The sequence below is a fragment of the Klebsiella sp. 141162 genome (assembly GCF_050600755.1).
GTDB lineage: Bacteria > Pseudomonadota > Gammaproteobacteria > Enterobacterales > Enterobacteriaceae > Klebsiella > Klebsiella aerogenes.
This window is the reverse complement of record NZ_JAQIRI010000004.1, coordinates 214,575-233,465: the sequence shown is the minus strand read 5'-3', so window position 1 is coordinate 233,465 and position 18,891 is coordinate 214,575. Positions and strand designations below refer to the sequence as shown.

The window sequence follows — 18,891 nt, the reverse complement described above, 5'->3', positions numbered from 1 at the left end:
GGCACTACTTCACTAACTGTTTGGTCATCTCCAGCAACTGGCGAACATCGGCCGGGCGGGTGTTGCCGCTGGCTTTATCGATAATCGAGCTGTAAATATGCGGGATGATTTTACTCACGCCGGCATCCAGCGCGATTTTCAGGATCTCGCTGTAGTTTTCCAGATCGATACCGCCGGTCGGCTCCAGCCAGAAATCGTGTTCAGCGCAGGCTTTGGCGACGGCTTCAAATTCGGCGCGGTGCTTCAGGCCGCCCATCGGGAAGTATTTGATAGAGCTGCCGCCCATATCTTTCAACAGCGCGATGGCGGTTTCCAGCGGAACAATCCCATCCGCCGCGCCGCTGCTCAGCGGGCCGGTTGAGATCTTCACCATTCCCGGCGTACCGGTCGGCGAGACCAGACCATTCACCACAGTCTCGTTCTGCCCGAGCAGCGCGCGGCTGGTAGCCACGCCGGTGAAGACCTGGTTGACGTGCTGCGGCTGCACCTGGCGAGAAATCTCGCTCACCATCGCCGACTGGTTTGGATCGCCTGCGCCCAGCCCGACGGAGAGCGCGTTATCAATCAGCTTCGCGTATTCACGCATATCGGCCACCGCGCTGGCGACGTCCGGATAGTTTTTGGAGAGCACGCCGACCAGTACATGACCTTCCGCCGCGTCGTAAATTTCACGGGCGTTGTCTTTGCTGCCCGCCAGTACGTTCAGGCACACGCGGTCACGGTAAAAATTTGGGGTCAGTTTCATGCTTGTTTCTCCTTATTCAGAACTTCTGCGATGCGGCGAGCGACCACCTCCAGCTGCTGCACGTTCACGCTGCGGACATCGGCTTCGATAATGCCTTCGTTAGCTTTATAGCCGCGGAAGTAAATGGCGTATTCGCCCTGCTTCAGCGCGTTAACCAGATCGCCGGTATTCACGCCAGTGGTCGCTTCATCAAATTTAATTTCGGCGCGGGCGATATCGCGGCCCGCGCTATCCCACACCACCCGCGCGGTCACGCCGTTGAGAGTGTTGAGCTGTTCGATAAACGGCGTCATCTTGTCCACCATCTGCTGACCGCTCTCTTTGGTCGCCGTCAGGTAGTGTTCAATGGCGCAGGTCAGGCCGAGAATGCCCTCTTTACCCACTTTCATCGCCCGGCCAATCCCCATCGACTGGCGCTTAACCCACTCGACGTACTGCGTTTTGCCGATGACCAGCCCGCTGGTCGGCCCTTCAATCGCTTTCGCGCCGCTGTAGATAACCAGGTCGGCGCCCATACGGTAGTAGCACTGCAAATCTTCTTCCGCCGCCGCATCGACGATCAGCGGCAAGTTATGCTGGCGCGCCACTTCCGCGGCCTGCGCGACGTTGAGCATGCTTTTCTGCACGCAGTGGTGGGATTTGATGTACAAAATCGCCGCGGTGCGCGGAGTGATCGCCGCCGCCAGCTGTTGGGCAGAACATTCGTTGGCGTAGCCCGCTTCCACCAGCTTACCGCCGCCCAACGCCACCATGGTGCCTACCGGCGCGCCAAAGTTGACGTTGTGGCCCTTCGGCAACACGATTTCGTTATTTTCAATCGGGGTAACGTGCAGGTTCTCCAGCAGCCAGTCGCTGTCTTTCACCAGCACCGCCGCTACCGACTGGGCAATCCCCGCCGACGCGCAGGAGACAACGGTCGCCCCTTCCACATCCAGCAGTTTGGCGATGTACTCGCCGGTTTTATTCACCAGGTCTTTCATTTCAAAGTACTGGTTCATACCGGCCATCGCGGCTTCAACCACTTCCGGGCGCGGCGTGGAGACGCCCAGCGCCGTCATCCGGCCTGAAGTATTAATAACTTGTTTTAAATGGTATTTCTCAAAAATCGAAGGCATGTTCCGCGCTCCCTTGTTCGGTCAGATAGCCCTTGCCCGCGCGAATCGCGGCCAGCGGCACCAGAATGTTGTCAGCCTGCAGGCTCTCTTTTTCAGCATCCACCAATAACGTGGGCTGATGCTGCAGGCTAAATAGCGTTAAATCGGCATCGAAGCCCGCTTCCAGGCGCCCTTTACGCGCCAGGCGCAGCCCCTCGGCGGCGCTGACGGTCACGCAGTCAATCACCTGCGGCAGGGTCATGCCGATGGCGAGGAATTTCGACATCACCAGCGCCAGCGAGCGTACCGGGCCGTCGATACGGTTACGGCAGTAAATATCGGAGCTGATGGTGTGCGGCAGAATGCCCATCGCAATCGCCCGCCGCGCCACTTCAAAGCTGAAACTGGCGGTACCGTGGCCGACATCGAGGCGCACGCCGCGCTGCAGAGCACGAGTAATGGAGCTGCGCAGCTCGCCGGCAGGATTAAGAATGCGGTTCGGCTTGCCGTTATAGCAGTGGGTAATGATGTCGCCGCTGCTCAGCAGATCGGCGATTTCATCGAGGTTCGGCGGGTTATTGCCGATGTGCACCATCAGCGGCAGATCGCCGTTTTCCTGCTGAATGGCCTTGGCGCGCGCCAGCGGCGTGATGCCGTTTTCGCCGACGACGCTGCTGCTCATCCGCGCCTTCAGGCCGACGATAAAGTCAGGATGACGCTGCACCGCCTGCTTCACCGCGGCGGCGTCGATATTGGCCATATTCGCCAGCTCATTCTGCGCAATCAGCCCGACTCGGGAGATGTTGAGCAACGCATAAACTTCCGTCGCCGCTTTACGGGTCAGTTGATAGAAGTCATCGACGTCGTCGGCGCCGGTGCTGCCGGCATCGATCACGGTAGTGACGCCGGTGGCGATGCCGACGCTATCCGGCTCATCATGATAAATCGGTGAATTCGGGTAGCAGTGAACGTGAGAGTCAATCCAGCCAGCGCTGACGTAAACCTTGCCGTTCAGTTCTATGGTCTTACGGGAGGGCGCGCTAATCTCGCCCAGCGCCGCGATTTTCCCGTCCTGGATGGCGATATCAGTCAGGGTATCGTCGACGAGGCGCGCACGGCGCAGGAGTAAATCAAACATAGCTATCTCCTGATGAAAGAGTGAATCTGTTGCCGGATGGCGGCGTACCGCCTTATCCGGCCTACAAATCGCGCTGACTTGTAGGCCCGATAAACGCAGCGCCATCGGGCGATTAGCTAATCGCAATCGGGAAGATGGAACCGAGGATCATCGCGCCGAGGATGGCGCCGCCGGTGATCGGTTTCTGCCAGATGTAGAACAGCAGTGCGCCAACCAAAGAACCAATCCCGATAGGAATAGACGCCGTCATCGCGCTGAGGATGATCAATGGACCGAGGAAGCGGCCGGAGGCATTACCGGCCCCCATCATCACGTCGGCGCCGTAGGTGGAGTCGCTCTGGTTGATGGTGAACTTACGCGCCAGAATGATGATGTAGCCGACCGCCAGGCCGAGGATCAGGCCGGTTGCCAGCGACGCGGCGAAGTTCGCCACCGGGAAGACAAAGCCCGCGCCGAGCAGTAGCGCCGGCACGCCGAGGCCGATACCGGTCTGGATGGCGCCGCCGATATCCAGAATCCCCACCAGCGAACCTTCGATGATGCGGGCGAACAGGAAGCTCGCGCCGAATGCCGCCACCGCGCCGTACGCGCCGGTATCAATCCCTGCCTTCAACATCGCCACGAAGGCCACTTCGTTAAATGCGCCGATGCCGTACAGGTAGTACATGTGCGTCCCGGCGAAGACGCCGGAGGAGAGCAGGCCAACAAAGATCGGGAACGACCAGTCGGCATACCAAAAACCTTTATTCTGTTCCATTATCAGGCTCCCGTTACTTGCCGCTGAGTGAGTTGTGGATCATGTCCAGCCAGTTCGGCACGGTCAGATGGAAGGATTCGAGCATCTTCATGTCGAAGCCGCGGAAGAAGCCGCTGAGGACGAACAGCGCGACAATGGCGATCATCATCACTTTGGTTACCCGGTTCCAGCCGCTCTCTTCTACGCCTTTACCGATCAGGATCCCCAGTACCAGACCCGGTACGGCGTTACCCATAATCAGCTGCGCCGCGCCGCCGAAAATCGTCGCCCAGAAGCCTGATTTCTTACCGGCATCGATAGCCGCCAGCCAGAAAATCACCGGCATCACGGTATTCACCAGCAGGTTTGCCGCCGGAACCAGTACCTTAACGGCGGTGACCTGCAGCGCTTCCGGCACGGAAGAGGCGGTCAGGTTAAGGAAGGCGACGACGATCATGCCGATGATGCCGCAGGCAATGGCCATTTTTTTCGGATCGTGTAGCGTTTCGCCAACGTTACGATTTTTCACCATCAACGCCGCCGCGCCCCAGTTCGGGATAATGCGGTGGTCAACGTCCTGGGTGAAGGAGCCTGCTGCAACGGAAGAGGCCCAGGCGTTAAAGAAGAAGCCGAGGCCAAAAGAGAAGTGAGAAGCCGGATCGCCTTCGCAGGAATTCAGCTCGCCCAAGGTACGAAACGCCCCCATCCCTTGCGTGGTGGGCGCGTGAAACATGCGTGCCGCTCCGGCGCCCACGCCGACGCCGACCAGGCCGCCGATGATGAGCGATTTTATTAAAATTATCAGGAACATAGTCTGACCCTTTGGTAACAATCAGGTTTGCGTGACGAAATCCACTTTATCGAGATCGATGGCGGTCACGTTGACGGTGACGTCCAGCTCCACGCTGTAGGTCCGTCGTTCACGGCGCAAAAAGATGAACAGAAACGCCTCTTTTCGTACCGCTTCGCGCGCATGAACAACCGTCACGTCCTGTGGCTCAATACGCAGTAGGATGCGCGATGATGATTTCATCACCGCAGCCTGCACATGGTTAAGGGCATCGGCGAAGGCCCGTGATTTGCTTTCGCCTTTGCCTGCAACCCTCACCGTGGTGGTGAATTGCTCTTTCATACTTATGCGCCGTATTTCTTTTTCCAGGCTTCAACCAGGCGCTCGCCCAGCTCTTCTTTATCCATGAAGCCGAAGCCCAGCACGTTGCAACCTTCGTTGATGGCGGTGACGCCCTCTTCAATAGAACGCATGCCGTATTTTGCTTTGTAGCCGTACTTGGTCTGCGCGGTGATAGCGCCTGCGCCGCCGCTGCCGCAGAAGGAGATGCCGAAAGAGGCGTTTTCCGCTTTCATCATGTCGCCAAGTTTCATATCTGCAGCAACGCCAGGGACGACCACTGCACGTGCGCCGGCTTTTTCTGCGCCTGCCGCGACTTTTTGTCCTTTACCCAGACGGTCGCCAATAACTACGGTGATTTGTTCCATGTTTTGCTCCTTACAGGTTTTCTTTTGCGACTTCGAAGTGGACGGAGAGCAACCAGGCCTCTTCATCAGGCAGGTTGCCGAACTGCGCGACCACTTCGCGGGCCAGCATCATTGAATCTTCAGAAATTTCTTCGAACAGACTGGCATCCACTTCCGGTAGCGGTTCGCCGCTGATTGACCGGTGGGCCATGGCCCGCACGTGGGAAGTCAGCATTTGCTCCTGAACGTCGTTAGGGACGATGTCGTGACGGCTTAACAGGGCGAATACCTGCTGTAACATCTTGTCAGCCAGGCGTTCGGTCTGCGCCGCCTGCTCCCCTACGTCGTTTATTACCGCTCCGTTATTCACTTGTGTTACCCCGCTGATGTCTCTGGAATCCAAAGTAGCGCCGGGGGTCAGGAGTTTGTAGCGAGTTGTTTTCCACTTCGAAGTGGAAAGGGAGAAGGCTTAGGTGATCGACTCCACATATTCACCGGATAAATGTAAAAACAGGTGATATGGCGTGATGCGCATCACAACAATGCGCAAGGTTTAGCGGAAAACGACGATGGAAAAACCGGAAAAAGAAAAGGGAAAAATGTGATGCGGGTAGGCTTTTAGGCGGGAGACATCGGCTGACGCCTCCCGAAAACGGCGATTAGCGATACTTCTTATGGTAGGTATTGCGGGTAGTTTTGAAGTCCTCTGCGGCGGCCTGCGCCTCTTTCAGCTTACCAGCGTCAGCTAACTTCAGCGCGCCGTCGATCTGGCCGACCAGCGTTTCCAGACCGTGGCGGAAATCTTTCATCTCCGGGCTATCGGCCGCTTTGCCTTCCAGTTTTGGCGGCGTCTCTTTCTGCGCGTCAACCGCAGCAGTACGCATCTTATTCAGCGCCGCTTTCAGCTCGCCAATGTCTGAGGTTTTCTGTACCACCTGCAGATTTTCCGCAAGGGTGTCCATGTCTTCGCCAAGGTCGGCAAACGCCGATGCCGAACCGAGCGCAAAAGCAGAGACGGCCAGCATCGCTAACAGTTTTTTACGCATTGCTCACTTCCTTTTTATTATGAAGATATCAAGCGGGCGCGGCAGGACGCGCCCGGCACACAGGTCATTGACCGGCGATTTTCATCTCCGGCAGCAGCACGGAACCACACTGAATATTGCTGCGCGTTTCGATATCGTCGCCGACGGTGACAATATTACGCCACATTTCTTTCAGATTTCCGGCGATGGTGATCTCACTAACCGGATACTGAATCTCGCCGTTTTCTACCCAGAAACCGGATGCGCCGCGCGAGTAGTCGCCGGTCACGCCACTGACACCCTGCCCCATCAATTCGGTGACCACAAGCCCGGTGCCCATCTCTTTAAGCATCTTTGCAAAACTCAGGCCGCGGCCGTTGATGCGCCAGTTATGGATGCCGCCGGCGTGGCCGGTGCTTTTCATACCCAGCTTGCGCGCGGAATAGTTGGTCAGTAGCCACTGGGTCAGCACGCCGTCTTTGATGATGTCGCGACGTTCGGTGCGTACGCCTTCGCTGTCGAACGGCGTGGAAGCCAGCCCCTTCAGCAGATGCGGATGTTCTTCGATGGTCAGCCACTCCGGCAGGATCTGTTTGCCGAGGGAGTCGAGCAGGAAGGTCGATTTACGGTAGACCGCGCCGCCGGCAATCGCCCCGACCAGATGGCCAAACAGCCCGGTCGCGACTTCGTTGGCGAAGATAACCGGCGCTTTCATCGTCGACAGCTTACGCGGCGCCAGGCGCGACAAGGTGCGGCGGGCGCATTCGTTGCCGACCCACTCCGGGGTCTGTAAATCGCCAAGGGCGCGGCCAATGGTGTAGGCGTAGTCGCGTTCCATATCGCCGTTTTCTTCGGCAATCACGCAGCTGGAGAGCGAGTGGCGAGTCGAACAGTAGCTCTGGAGCATGCCATAGCTGTTACCGAAAACTTTAATTCCATAGTGGCTGTTGAAGCTGCCGCCTTCGGTATTGGTAATGCGTTTGTCGGCCTGCAGGGCGGCCTGCTCGGCGCGGGCGGCCAGCTCGATGGCTTCGTCCGGGGAGACCTCCGCCGGATGGAACAGGTCCAGATCCGGGGCGTCAAAGGCCAGCAGTTCTTTATCCGCCACGCCGGCAAACGGGTCCGGCGAAGTGTAACGCGCGATATCCAGCGCCGCCTGCACGGTACGCGCGATAGCGTCCGGACTCAGGTCGGTCGAAGAGGCGCTGCCTTTACGATTTTGATGATAAACGGTGATGCCAAGCGCGCCGTCGCTATTGAATTCAACATTCTCCACCTCACCGTAGCGGGTGCTGACGCCGATGCCGGTGGTCTTGCTGACGGAGACTTCCGCACCGTCGGATTTGCCTGCCGCCAGTTCCAGTGCCGTACTAACGGCTTCTTCCAGCGTCTTACGCTGCTGTGCAACTTGAGAGATGACTTTCATTGCTAATGCCATAATGTAAGAAGGAGTTAACTGAAGTCTAACAGAGAACCGTTTTTCAGTGCGCGCCTTAACTGGTAACATTAGCCTCTTTTTTAAGGAGCCTGAGATGACAAAGCAGCCCGAAGACTGGCTCGACGACGTGCCCGGTGATGACGTTGAAGATGAAGATGATGAAATTATCTGGGTCAGCAAGAGTGAAATTAAGCGCGACGCGGAAGAATTGAAGCGTCTTGGCGCGGAAATGGTAGACCTCGGTAAGAACGCGCTGGATAAGCTGCCGCTCGATACCGACCTGCGCGACGCCATTGAACTCGCCCAGCGTATCAAAAAAGAAGGCCGCCGCCGCCAGCTGCAGCTGATTGGTAAAATGCTGCGTAACCGCGACGTCGATCCGATTCGCCAGGCGCTGGATAAGCTGAAGAACCGTCACAACCAGCAGGTGGCGCTGTTCCATAAGCTGGAACAAATCCGCGATCGCCTGATTGATAATGGCGATGATGCTGTCGTAGAGGTATTGAACCTGTGGCCAGACGCTGACCGTCAGCAGCTGCGCTCACTGATCCGCAATGCCAAGAAAGAGAAAGAAGGCAACAAGCCGCCGAAATCCGCGCGCCTGATCTTCCAGTATCTGCGCGAACTGGCCGAGAACGAAGGCTAATTCCCACGCTAACCGCCATCTCCCGGATGGCGGCGCGTTGCGCCTTATCCGGGCTACGAATCGGTATCCGGTGGCTAGCTCCGGTCAGCGCATCGCAAACCTTACCTCATGACCTCGTGCCCTAAATCCTCGGCAAACTGCTGATACCGCGCCACATCGATCGGCTGCGGATAGCTCAACACCAGCAGTTCATGATCGTCGATCCCTTGATGATAGGTTGGATGGCGGTGCGCCCAGGCATTGGCATGGAATCCCATCGACTGGTAAAAGCGCAGCCGTTTATGGGCGATTTCGCTGGTGAGCGGATCGATTTCCAGAATAGTCAGCGGCGCGCGCGTCAGGATCTGCGCCAGCAGCTGTTTGCCATAGCCGCGCGAACGCAGGGTGTCGTCAATCGCCAGATGTTCGATATAGCTATAACCGGCAAACTGCCAGCAGCCGCTCAGGCCAATAAATACCCCGTTATCAAACCACGCTTCCAGCGCATAGTGCGGGTTGCTCAACGCCTGAAGTTTGGCGTCGCTTTCACGCTGTTCGTGCCACGGAAAGGCACGGGCGTACAGCGCGTCAAGCGCGGCGAAATGGGGCGAGTCGGTAGAAATGACTTTTTCACAGGTCAGCATCACACAATCCCTGGTGGCGAAAACAAAACTGCCCTCACGCGGAGGGCAGTAACCGGAGGCGTTCGCGCTTACTCTGCCGCGGCCGCTTTTTGCGCCAGTTTATCCAGCAGCTTCTGATGAATACCGCCGAAACCGCCGTTGCTCATCACCAGAATATGGTCGCCCGGATGCGCGGTTTTCACGATCATATCCACCAGCGTATCAACGTCGGCGCTCCAGTGCGCCGGCTGTACGCAGGCTTCCGCCACTTCCGCCACCTGCCACGGGATATGCTGCGGCTGCAGCAGGAAGACTTCATCGGCGCGGCCGAGAGACGGCGCCAGATCGTCTTTACAGACGCCCATTTTCATGGTGTTGGAACGTGGCTCCAGCACCGCCAGAATACGCGCGGTGCCGCCGACTTTGCCGCGCAGCGCCTGCAGCGTCGCGAGAATGGCCGTCGGATGGTGGGCAAAATCGTCGTAGACGGTCACGCCGTTGGCTTCGCCGCGCAGCTCAAGGCGGCGACGGGCGTTGATAAAGCTGCCCAGCGCGTTAGCGGCATCCGCCGGCACCACGCCGACATGACGCGCCGCGGCAATCGCCATCAGGCCGTTGTGCATATTATGCTCGCCGACCAGCGCCCAGTTCACCTCGCCGACCTTTTCGCCGTCGAGCAGGACTTCCCACTGCGAGGCATCGGCGTTGAGTTTCTTCGCCTGCCAGTGCCCCTGCTCGCCCACCAGCTCCTGTTCGCTCCAGCAGCCCATCGCCATCACCTGCTTCAGGTTGATGTCGCTCTCCGGCAGAATAATCTTGCCTTTGCCCGGCACGATGCGCACCAGGTGGTGGAACTGTTTCTGAATCGCTTTCAGGTCGTCAAAGATATCCGCATGGTCAAACTCAAGGTTATTGAGGATCAGCGTGCGCGGGCAGTAGTGAACGAACTTAGAACGCTTGTCGAAGAAGGCGCAGTCATATTCGTCGGCTTCAATCACGAAGAACGGGCTGTCGCCCAGGCGTGCGGAAACATCGAAGTTCCCCGGTACGCCGCCGATAACGAAGCCCGGCTTATAGCCACAGGCTTCGAGGATCCACGTCGCCATGCCGGCGGTGGTGGTTTTACCGTGAGTACCGGCAACGGCCAGCACCCAGCGGTCGCGCAGGACGAAGTCGTGCAGCCACTGCGGGCCGGACATGTACGGAATGTTGTTTTCCAGCACCGCTTCGACGCACGGATTACCGCGGGTCATGGCGTTACCGATAATCACCAGATCCGGCTGCGGGTCCAGTTGGCTGGCGTCGTAGCCCTGAATCAGATCGATACCCTGATTTTCCAGCAGGGTGCTCATTGGCGGATAAACGTTAGCATCCGAGCCGGTTACTTGATGCCCGAGGGAACGTGCCAGCATTGCCAGCCCCCCCATAAACGTGCCACAGATTCCTAAAATATGAATGCGCATTCGTTACTTCCCTCATTAATCTGACCCGCATTTTACCCATATGTATGCCCCCTGAGAAATGCATTTCAGGCAAATCTGCATTTGCTGGCGCGATTCACCTGTGCGCAGTTTTTTTATTATTTGTTAAGATTGTTGCGTTCGTTTTACTCAACATAAAAATGCAGGGAACGAGTTATGAAAACGTTAGGTGAATTTATTGTCGAAAAGCAGCACGAGTTCTCCCACGCTACCGGTGAGCTGACTGCTTTGTTGTCGGCAATAAAACTGGGCGCCAAGATCATCCACCGCGATATCAATAAGGCCGGTCTGGTCGATATCCTGGGTGCCAGCGGTGCGGAAAACGTTCAGGGTGAAGTTCAGCAGAAGCTGGACCTGTTCGCGAATGAAAAATTAAAAGCTGCACTGCGCGCACGTGATATCGTCGCCGGTATCGCCTCGGAAGAAGAAGATGAAATCGTGGTCTTCGAAGGGTGCGAACACGCCAAATACGTTGTGCTGATGGATCCGCTGGATGGCTCCTCCAACATTGACGTTAACGTCTCCGTGGGGACTATCTTCTCTATCTACCGCCGCGTCACGCCGGTCGGTACGCCGGTCACCGAAGAAGACTTCCTGCAGCCGGGTAACAAACAGGTTGCCGCGGGTTATGTGGTTTACGGCTCCTCTACCATGCTGGTCTACACCACCGGCTGCGGCGTGCACGCCTTTACCTACGACCCGTCACTCGGCGTCTTCTGCCTGAGCCAGGAGCGGATGCGCTTCCCGGAGAAAGGCAAAACCTACTCCATCAACGAAGGTAACTACATCAAGTTCCCGATGGGCGTGAAGAAGTACATCAAGTACTGTCAGGAAGAAGATAAAGAGACCCAGCGCCCGTACACCTCGCGCTATATCGGTTCTCTGGTGGCCGACTTCCACCGTAACCTGCTGAAAGGCGGCATCTACCTGTATCCAAGCACCGCCAGCCACCCGCAAGGGAAACTGCGTTTACTGTACGAATGCAACCCGATGGCGATGTTGGCGGAACAGGCGGGCGGCAAAGCCAGCGATGGTAAAGAGCGTATTCTCGATATCATCCCGGAAAGCCTGCACCAGCGCCGTTCGTTCTTTGTCGGCAACGACCACATGGTAGAAGACGTCGAGAACTTCATTAAAGAGTTCCCGGACGCTTAATTTCTGCCTTCCCTTCCCGCCTTGCGGGAAGGGAGCTCCCTGTCAGCGATTCACCGCCCCACCCACGCGAGTCACCGCCGCATTCTGGCGATTTTCCCACAGCACCGTCAGCCCGCGCTGCAGCGCGATGAAGATAAATAGCAGGATGCCGATGGCAATCTTCGTCCACCATGAACTGAGCGTACCGTCAAAGTTGATGTAGGTCTGAATAAGCCCCTGAATCGCCACGCCGAACAGCGTCCCCAGCACCGTTCCGACGCCGCCGCTCAGCAGCGTGCCGCCTATCACCACCGAGGCGATAGCGTCCAGCTCCACGCCGACGCCCGCCAGCGCGTAGCCCGCCTGGGTGTAGATAGAGAAGACGATTCCGGCAAGCGTCGCCAGGCCGGTCGACAGCATATAGATGCGAATAGTGGTGCTACGCGTGGAAATGCCCATCAAATTGGCCGACGTGGCGTTGCCGCCGATGGCATAAACCTGATTGCCAAAGCGGGTACGATGGGCGAGGAAAATGCCCAGCACCACCACCAGCAGCATCAGCAGCCCCATCGCACTCAGGCGGCCGCCGCCGGGGATGGTCCACGCCAGCCCGGACAGAGTGTCATACAGCGGGTGGTTAATGGGAATCGACTCTTCCGAGACCAGATAGCTCACGCCGCGCAGGAAAAACATACCGGCGAGGGTGATGATAAATGCCGGGATCTTCAGCGCATCGATCAGCAATCCCATAAACGCGCCAAAGGCGCAGCCCATGGCCAGTACCAGCGGAAAGGCCAGCAGCGGCGAGATCCCCCAAAAGCCGATCGCTTTGGCGAGAAACACGCCGGTGAAGGCAATCACCGACCCGACCGACAGATCGATACCGCCGCTGAGGATCACGAAGGTCATGCCAACGGCGATAATGCCAAGGAAAGCGTTATCGGTCAGGATATTGCAAATCACCCGCGTCGAAGCAAACCCCGGAAACTGGGTCAGGCAGTAGAGATAGCCCAGCACGAATACCGCGAGGGTAATCATCAAAGGTAAATTACGTTTTATCACGGCCGCGTACCCCTTTCAGTAGACCGATAAAGCGCGGCGACTGAACGATCAGTACGCACAGCACCACCACCGCTTTCACCACCTGGTTGAGCTCCGGCGGGAAACCGGAGAGTAAAATCCCGGTGTTCATCCCCTGGATAATCAGCGCCCCCACCACCGACAGCAGCAGATTGAAGCGCCCGCCCATCAGCGAACCGCCGCCGATCACTACCGCCAGAATGGCGTCCAGCTCCAGCCATAATCCGGCGTTATTGGCGTCGGCGCCGCGGATATCCGCCGCCACGATAATGCCGGCAATCGCCGCGCAGATGCCGCTTAGTACATAGGCCAGCATCACCACGATGCGGGTGTTCACCCCGGCATTTTTCGCCGCGCGGATATTGATCCCCACCGCTTCAATAAACATGCCGAGCGCGGTCCGGCGGGTAAACAGCCAGAACAGCAGCAGCGTTGCGACGGCGATAATCACCGGCGTCGGCAGTAGCAACAGGGAGCCGCTGCCGAGCCAGGAAAGCGCCGGCGAATCAAAGGTGACTATCTGCCCGGAGGTAATCAGCTGCGCGACGCCGCGCCCGGCAACCATCAGGATCAGCGTGGCCACGAAAGGCTGGATCTTCAGCACCGCTACCAGAATGCCGTTCCACAGGCCGGCCAGCGCGCCTGCGCCTAACGCGGCGAGCAGCACCACCGGCAGGCTGTGCCCGGCGACGGTCATTGAGGCGGCGGTCGCCCCGGCGATGGCCATCACCGCGCCAACCGACAGATCGATGCCGCCGGTGGCGATGACCAGCGTCATACCAATCGCCAGCAGCGCCACCGGCGCCGCGCGGTTGAGAATGTCAATCGGGCTGCCGAACAGCCGCCCATCCTGCAGCAGAATCTGGAAGAAATGCGGCGCCACCAGGCTATCCACCGCCAGTACCAGCAATAGCGCGATAATTTGCGGCATTCCTTTCGGCCAGCTAAAGCGCCGTTTTGGCTGTCCGCTTTGTGAAACAGTTCTGGGCATCATGCTGGGCTCCTTATGCCGCAATCGCGTTCATGATCGCCGGGACCGATAGCTCGGCGAGCGGGATTTCCGCTACCTGCTGGCGATCGCGCATGATAATCACCCGGTCGGCGTAGCCAACCAGTTCTTCAAGCTCCGAGGAGATAACCAGTAGCGCCAGGCCATCGGCGCAGAGGGTTTCTATCAGACGAATAATCTCGGCGTGGGCGCCGACGTCGATACCGCGCGTCGGCTCATCGAGGATCAGGAACTGGGGTTTGGTCAGCAGCCAGCGCGACAGCAATACCTTCTGCTGGTTGCCGCCGGAGAGAAATTCGATTGGCTGTTCGGCGCTGGGCGTCCTGATACCTAACTGGCGAATAAAGCGTTCGGCAATCTCATGCTGTTCACGACGCGGGATCGGCCGCAGCCAGCCGCGCTGCGCCTGTAGCGCCAGCACAATATTTTCCCGCACCGAAGCAGCGGCGATGATGCCGTCGGTTTTGCGGTCTTCCGGGCAGAAGCCAATGCCGAGGCAGGAGGCCTGATGCGGCGAGCGCAGCGTTTGCGGCTTGCCCTTGATCCACGCTTTACCGCTGTCGGCGGGCTTGATGCCGAAGATGACCTCCGCCGTTTCAGTGCGACCGGATCCCAACAGCCCGGCCAGGCCGACGATCTCGCCCGGCCGCACCTGCAGAGTAAACGGCGCAATCGTGCCCTTCTTGCCAAAATCTTCAAACGCCGCCACCGGCTTATCGCTGAGCAGCGTGCGCCCGGCGCGCTGCAGCGCCTGATGGTCCAGCTCGCGCCCCAGCATCATTTTGACCAGTTCGATTTGCGGCAGCTCGCGGGTCTCCCGACAGCCGACGAAGCTGCCGTTGCGCAGCACGGTAATACGGTCGCTGACGGCATAGACCTGGTCAAGAAAATGGGTCACGAAAATCAGGCTGACGCCGTTATCGCGCAGCTGGCGCATCAGGGTGAACAGCATTTCCACTTCCTGAGTGTCGAGGCTGGCGGTCGGTTCATCGAGGATTAGTACTTTCGCCGACAGGTCGATGGCCCGGCAGATAGCGACGATTTGCTGCATCGCCACCGAAAAACGGTTCAGCGGTTCGCGCACGTCGAGCGAGAAGCCGTAAGAGGCCATCAGCGCGGTGGCGCGCTTTTCCATCTCTTTGCGCCGCAGCAGGCCAAAGCGCTTCGGCTCGCGACCAATAAACAAATTATCCGCCACCGACATATTCGGCAGCAGATTAACTTCCTGGTAGACGGTACCGATACCCAACTGCTGAGCGTGGGCGGTGTTTTTCGGCGAAATTTGCTGGCCTTCCAGCCAAATCGCTCCGCGTTCGGCATGGTACACGCCGGTGAGCGCTTTAATCAGCGTCGATTTTCCGGCGCCGTTTTCGCCCAGCAGGGCCATGATTTCGCCACGCCGCAGGCTGAAATTGACGTTATCCAGCGCCTTCACGCCGGGGAAGAATTTACTGAGTCCTTCGGTACGAAGGATCTCCTGGTGTTGGTCGCTGGTCATGGTTCCCCCTGCATCACGCCGGATGGCGCTGCGCTTATCCGGCCTACAAAAGAGCGAAATGTAGGCCGGGCAAGCGTAGCGCCCCCGGCATTTTCATGAAGGCTTAGTAACCCATATTTTTCTTCTTCTCTAACTCTTCTTTTGCCGTATCCGGCAGGTAGAGGGTCGATTTGGTAATGGTCAGCTTCTCAGGCAGGGTGCCGTCTTTTTTGTATTTTTCCAGCGCATCAAACGCCGGACCGGCCATATTCGGCGTCAGCTCGACGCTGGCATTCGCCTCGCCGGCGATCATGGCTTTATAGATATCCGGCACGCCGTCGATAGAGCCGGTGAGGATATCTTTGCCCGGCTTCAGCCCGGCCTCTTTAATGGCCTGGATCGCGCCAATGACCATGTCATCGTTATGGGCGTAGACCATGCAGATGTTCTTGCCGTTATTCTCCGCTTTGATAAAGCTCTCCATCACCTCTTTCCCCTTACTGCGGGTGAAGTCGCCGGACTGCGAGCGGATAATCTTGATGTTGGGGGCTTTGGCAATCGCCTCGGCGAAGCCTTTCTTACGATCGATAGCGACGCTGGCGCCCACGGTGCCCTGGAGCTCCACAACGTTACACGGCTTGCCATCGACGGTTTTCACCAACCAGTCGCCAATCAGTTGGCCTTCCAGCACGTTGTTGGCGGTGACCGTGGTCATATACAGCGACTTATCTTTAACGTCGATCGAACGGTCGAGGAGGAACACCGGGATATTGGCCTCTTTCGCTTCTTTCAGTACCGGCTCCCAACCGGTCGCCACCACCGGCGCGATAAAGATCGCGTCCACGCCCTGGGCAATGAACGAGCGCACGGCTTTAATCTGGTTTTCCTGTTTTTGCTGACCGTCGGCAATCTTCAGAGTGATGCCACGCTTCGCCGCTTCTTCCTTAGCAACATTCGTTTCGGCCGCGCGCCAGCCCGATTCAGAGCCGACCTGCGAAAATCCTACGGTCAGGTTGGCGGCCATCGCCATAGACGACATAGCTGCCGAAACCGCGGTGACAAGAAGTAAGCGCTTCCACATAAGATGATCCTCGTAGGGTTATTGTTGGTTAAATGCTCACCTGCGAACAAACTATAGACAATCCGTTATGTAACTGAATGCGTTACATCACACTTCGAAAAAGTAAATAAAATGTTAATTAATGCGATTTATCTGAGCTGAGCGGCGATAAGGCTTCCCGCCCAACGGCATGGCCTGCGCCAATGGCGAAAATTTGTCTTCTGGATAACCGCCGTTCGCGATAATGAAAGCGTTTACACAATTTTATTCAGAATGTAGCTATCTTTATGGATTTTAGGGTTATCTGATGAGGAGAAATTCAGACGCTTCCCCCTGCATCAGGGCAAAAAGAAGCGAAGACATTCGATGTGAGTTGGCTATAATACCGGGCACTTGTTTGCCAAACATTTTTAAAGGAAACAGACATGAGCTTACTCAACGTACCTGCGGGCAAAGAGCTGCCGGAAGACATCTACGTCGTTATCGAAATCCCAGCTAACGCAGACCCAATCAAATACGAAGTTGACAAAGAGAGCGGCGCGCTGTTTGTTGACCGTTTCATGTCCACTGCGATGTTCTATCCGTGCAACTACGGCTACATCAACCACACTCTGTCTCTGGACGGCGACCCGGTTGACGTGCTGGTCCCGACCCCGTACCCGCTGCAGCCAGGCTCAGTTATCCGCTGCCGTCCGGTTGGCGTACTGAAAATGACCGACGAATCCGGTGAAGATGCCAAGCTGGTTGCGGTACCGCACACCAAGCTGAGCAAAGAATACGATCACATCAAAGATGTGAACGACCTGCCGGAACTGCTGAAAGCCCAGATCACTCACTTCTTCGAGCACTACAAAGATCTGGAAAAAGGCAAGTGGGTTAAAGTCGACGGTTGGGACAACGCTGAAGCGGCGAAAGCTGAAATCGTTGCTTCCTTCGAGCGCGCTAAACAGAAGTAATTCTGTCTCAGGCAGGGTCATCCCCTGCCTGACTGCGGCACGGATTGCCGCAATATCACCATGGAGGGTACCCCGTGAAAAGCACTCGCTATTTCACCCTGAACTATTCCGGTTTCACCACAGCAGCCTCTGAAGGGCAAACCTATTTGCGCCTCATTGCTGGCGAGCATGTCTTTTATACCAATAAACGCCATTTTAGCGATCCCACGCTTTTTGACCGCCTGCAGCTTAACTACCCCCTGCACATCGGCGCCCGCCGCTTGCGTAACGGTTGCTACTGGATCCACTGGTTGAGCGACGGCGCAACGCTACTTGAACCTGACCAATTAGCAAAGCCATGGGCCCGGCCGCTGCTGTTGGTTAGCCTACTGGTCCTCATCGCAACGCTCATCCCTGTCATTTACATCGATTCAGAATGGGGAAAGATGGGCTTCGGCATTATCGCGGTACTGGCGTTAATCGCGCTGCTGTCTGGCCTCTGCGAGCTACTGTTTCGCCCGGCGTTAAAACGCCTCCCCGATATGCGCGATCTGCTGGCGAAGATGAATTTGGCGCGCCGCGGCGACTTCTCATTTTGTCAGGCGATACAGGCAACGCCGCCGGTCGTTCGTCAGGCGGCGCTGGCTTTTACCGAAACGCTTCCGCAACGCTATGCCGTCAGGACGGGAAAAATTAGCAATATCATTTTTAAGAAGTGGTTCACGGGAACCCCAACGCGGGAATACCACGGCGTTGGGATGCAATGCGATGCTGCGCCGCTGGCTTTCTTCTGGCAGATCGGTTTCGCCAATTTCGGCCTGCATCCCCTTTTTTACCGCCGTCAACCGCCCTTTCTCGCTATCGGCGATCGGATAGTCGCCGTTTACCAACGGGAAAATAACGACATCCATGCGTTATACAACGTCAGCGACGGGGGCGCTTTTCTGAAAAATCATTCCTGTTATCCCGGCGACCGGCAAATGTCACTACTCTATAACCTGTTCTATGGCATCGCGCTGGTGCTGTACTTACTCGTACTTGGCATGGAGTTAAATAACCCCTACAAGTCAGGCAGGGATTTTTGGTGGTTGCTTCGCGATTCACTGGACATGTTGTCTCTCTTACTACTTTGCTTCAGCGGAACGCTGGCAATCCTGGAGCTTATCGGCCCAGTTGCCCGCTGTTTGTCACAAAGCGTACGTGACTGGCTGGCGCTGCGAACGGCATTAAGAGGTTACCTCACGCGAGTCGCCGCCAACACCCCATTACAGGAGATAGCATAATGTTCAGCACCCTAACACGGCGGTTGTCGTTTCTCGCACTCACCACGCTGGCGGCCCTTCTGTTGCTTGGCAAGAGTCATTTTCATTTGTGGTAATGGTATAGCGATTAAACGAGGAATATACGCTGACAGCTGATGGCCACAAGGTAAAAAAACAACGCCACCCGAAGGTGGCGTTGCCGTTTTCAATTACTGGTCTCTGTCCAACCAGTTTCCGCTCTCAATCTGCGCAAACCCCTCGACGGAGCGCTGGTAGACATACATCCACGCGCTGCCGTAAGGCGTTTGGATCAGATGGCGCGCGTATTCACCGCCCTTGGTGCGCAGCGCATCCAGCTCGGCCAGCGTCGATGCGTCGATACGATACACTTCACCATGTACTGTGCCCTCGCCCGGCACCGCGCCTGGATAGTGGCCCAGGCTGTACAGCTGATAATCGTCGACACTATGAGCGCCCAGCAACTGGGCGTTGGTCATCCAGTGGCTGTTGCCTTGTTTGCGTCGTAAACTGCCGTAAACAAATATTCGCATTG

General features: G+C 57.2%; 21 protein-coding genes. 4 read left to right on the top strand and 17 right to left on the bottom strand.

Going from position 1 to position 18,891, the window contains the following annotated elements:
- Positions 1-4 precede the first annotated feature (4 nt).
- From dagF to pmbA, 10 genes are all read right to left on the bottom strand, one after another.
- A complete protein-coding gene (gene dagF / locus PGR23_RS14790) occupies positions 5-745 on the bottom strand; it encodes a 2-dehydro-3-deoxy-phosphogluconate aldolase (protein WP_045394691.1) in 741 nt (246 codons plus the stop codon).
- Positions 742-1,860, bottom strand: coding sequence for a DgaE family pyridoxal phosphate-dependent ammonia lyase (locus PGR23_RS14785; protein WP_396279998.1), 1,119 nt, complete (start codon positions 1,858-1,860; stop codon positions 742-744). Before PGR23_RS14785 ends, dagF begins: the two co-directional genes overlap by 4 nt.
- The gene (locus tag PGR23_RS14780) at positions 1,844-2,977 is read right to left on the bottom strand and encodes an amidohydrolase/deacetylase family metallohydrolase (RefSeq protein WP_047046238.1); all 1,134 of its coding nucleotides are present in this window, start codon (positions 2,975-2,977) and stop codon (positions 1,844-1,846) included. Before PGR23_RS14780 ends, PGR23_RS14785 begins: the two co-directional genes overlap by 17 nt.
- A 112-nt stretch (positions 2,978-3,089) precedes the next feature.
- A complete protein-coding gene (locus PGR23_RS14775; protein ID WP_015368573.1) occupies positions 3,090-3,734 on the bottom strand; it encodes a DUF4310 family protein in 645 nt (214 codons plus the stop codon).
- A gap of 13 nt (positions 3,735-3,747) precedes the next feature.
- Positions 3,748-4,524: a DUF4311 domain-containing protein gene (locus PGR23_RS14770; protein WP_015368574.1), complete on the bottom strand. Its 777-nt coding sequence runs from the start codon at positions 4,522-4,524 to the stop codon at positions 3,748-3,750.
- Positions 4,525-4,545: 21 nt separating this feature from the next.
- Positions 4,546-4,845, bottom strand: coding sequence for a DUF4312 family protein (locus PGR23_RS14765; protein WP_015368575.1), 300 nt, complete (start codon positions 4,843-4,845; stop codon positions 4,546-4,548).
- 2 nt (positions 4,846-4,847) lie between these two features.
- Positions 4,848-5,210, bottom strand: a complete 363-nt coding sequence (locus PGR23_RS14760) for an SFCGS family glycine-rich protein (RefSeq protein WP_015368576.1) — start codon at positions 5,208-5,210, stop codon at positions 4,848-4,850.
- Between the two features lie 10 nt (positions 5,211-5,220).
- Positions 5,221-5,559, bottom strand: coding sequence for a PRD domain-containing protein (locus PGR23_RS14755; protein ID WP_015368577.1), 339 nt, complete (start codon positions 5,557-5,559; stop codon positions 5,221-5,223).
- 289 nt (positions 5,560-5,848) lie between these two features.
- On the bottom strand, positions 5,849-6,235 hold the full coding sequence (gene cybC / locus PGR23_RS14750) for a cytochrome b562 (protein WP_015368578.1): 387 nt from the start codon (positions 6,233-6,235) through the stop codon (positions 5,849-5,851).
- A 64-nt stretch (positions 6,236-6,299) separates the two neighbouring features.
- A complete protein-coding gene (gene pmbA, locus PGR23_RS14745; protein ID WP_045360325.1) occupies positions 6,300-7,652 on the bottom strand; it encodes a metalloprotease PmbA in 1,353 nt (450 codons plus the stop codon).
- Positions 7,653-7,746: 94 nt separating this feature from the next.
- Between pmbA and yjgA the strand changes: the two genes are divergently transcribed.
- On the top strand, positions 7,747-8,298 hold the full coding sequence (gene yjgA, locus PGR23_RS14740; protein ID WP_015368580.1) for a ribosome biogenesis factor YjgA: 552 nt from the start codon (positions 7,747-7,749) through the stop codon (positions 8,296-8,298).
- 101 nt (positions 8,299-8,399) lie between these two features.
- Here yjgA and PGR23_RS14735 read toward each other — a convergent pair whose 3' ends face one another.
- Entirely contained in the window at positions 8,400-8,921 is a 522-nt protein-coding gene (locus PGR23_RS14735) for a GNAT family N-acetyltransferase (protein WP_047046241.1), read from the bottom strand.
- A 68-nt stretch (positions 8,922-8,989) separates the two neighbouring features.
- A complete protein-coding gene (gene mpl / locus PGR23_RS14730; RefSeq protein ID WP_032709697.1) occupies positions 8,990-10,363 on the bottom strand; it encodes a UDP-N-acetylmuramate:L-alanyl-gamma-D-glutamyl-meso-diaminopimelate ligase in 1,374 nt (457 codons plus the stop codon).
- A 174-nt stretch (positions 10,364-10,537) separates the two neighbouring features.
- Between mpl and fbp the strand changes: the two genes are divergently transcribed.
- Positions 10,538-11,536 (top strand): class 1 fructose-bisphosphatase, encoded by a 999-nt coding sequence (gene fbp / locus PGR23_RS14725; protein ID WP_015368583.1) that lies wholly within the window; start codon positions 10,538-10,540, stop codon positions 11,534-11,536.
- A 42-nt stretch (positions 11,537-11,578) separates the two neighbouring features.
- Here fbp and yjfF read toward each other — a convergent pair whose 3' ends face one another.
- The 4 genes from yjfF to ytfQ all read right to left on the bottom strand — a co-directional run bounded on the left by yjfF (position 11,579) and on the right by ytfQ (position 16,162).
- The gene (gene yjfF, locus PGR23_RS14720; protein WP_015368584.1) at positions 11,579-12,577 is read right to left on the bottom strand and encodes a galactofuranose ABC transporter, permease protein YjfF; all 999 of its coding nucleotides are present in this window, start codon (positions 12,575-12,577) and stop codon (positions 11,579-11,581) included.
- The gene (ytfT, locus tag PGR23_RS14715; protein ID WP_047065993.1) at positions 12,564-13,589 is read right to left on the bottom strand and encodes a galactofuranose ABC transporter, ATP-binding protein YtfT; all 1,026 of its coding nucleotides are present in this window, start codon (positions 13,587-13,589) and stop codon (positions 12,564-12,566) included. Before ytfT ends, yjfF begins: the two co-directional genes overlap by 14 nt.
- A gap of 10 nt (positions 13,590-13,599) precedes the next feature.
- A complete protein-coding gene (gene ytfR / locus PGR23_RS14710) occupies positions 13,600-15,102 on the bottom strand; it encodes a galactofuranose ABC transporter, ATP-binding protein YtfR (protein ID WP_045394681.1) in 1,503 nt (500 codons plus the stop codon).
- A 103-nt stretch (positions 15,103-15,205) separates the two neighbouring features.
- Positions 15,206-16,162: a galactofuranose ABC transporter, galactofuranose-binding protein YtfQ gene (ytfQ, locus tag PGR23_RS14705; RefSeq protein ID WP_015704195.1), complete on the bottom strand. Its 957-nt coding sequence runs from the start codon at positions 16,160-16,162 to the stop codon at positions 15,206-15,208.
- A 404-nt stretch (positions 16,163-16,566) separates the two neighbouring features.
- Between ytfQ and ppa the strand changes: the two genes are divergently transcribed.
- Together ppa and PGR23_RS14695 are read left to right on the top strand one after the other, a co-directional pair.
- Positions 16,567-17,097, top strand: coding sequence for an inorganic diphosphatase (gene ppa, locus PGR23_RS14700; protein ID WP_015368588.1), 531 nt, complete (start codon positions 16,567-16,569; stop codon positions 17,095-17,097).
- A gap of 74 nt (positions 17,098-17,171) precedes the next feature.
- A complete protein-coding gene (locus PGR23_RS14695; RefSeq protein WP_396279999.1) occupies positions 17,172-18,359 on the top strand; it encodes a hypothetical protein in 1,188 nt (395 codons plus the stop codon).
- A 188-nt stretch (positions 18,360-18,547) separates the two neighbouring features.
- Here PGR23_RS14695 and PGR23_RS14690 read toward each other — a convergent pair whose 3' ends face one another.
- Entirely contained in the window at positions 18,548-18,889 is a 342-nt protein-coding gene (locus PGR23_RS14690; protein WP_015704194.1) for a gamma-glutamylcyclotransferase family protein, read from the bottom strand.
- Positions 18,890-18,891 lie beyond the last annotated feature (2 nt).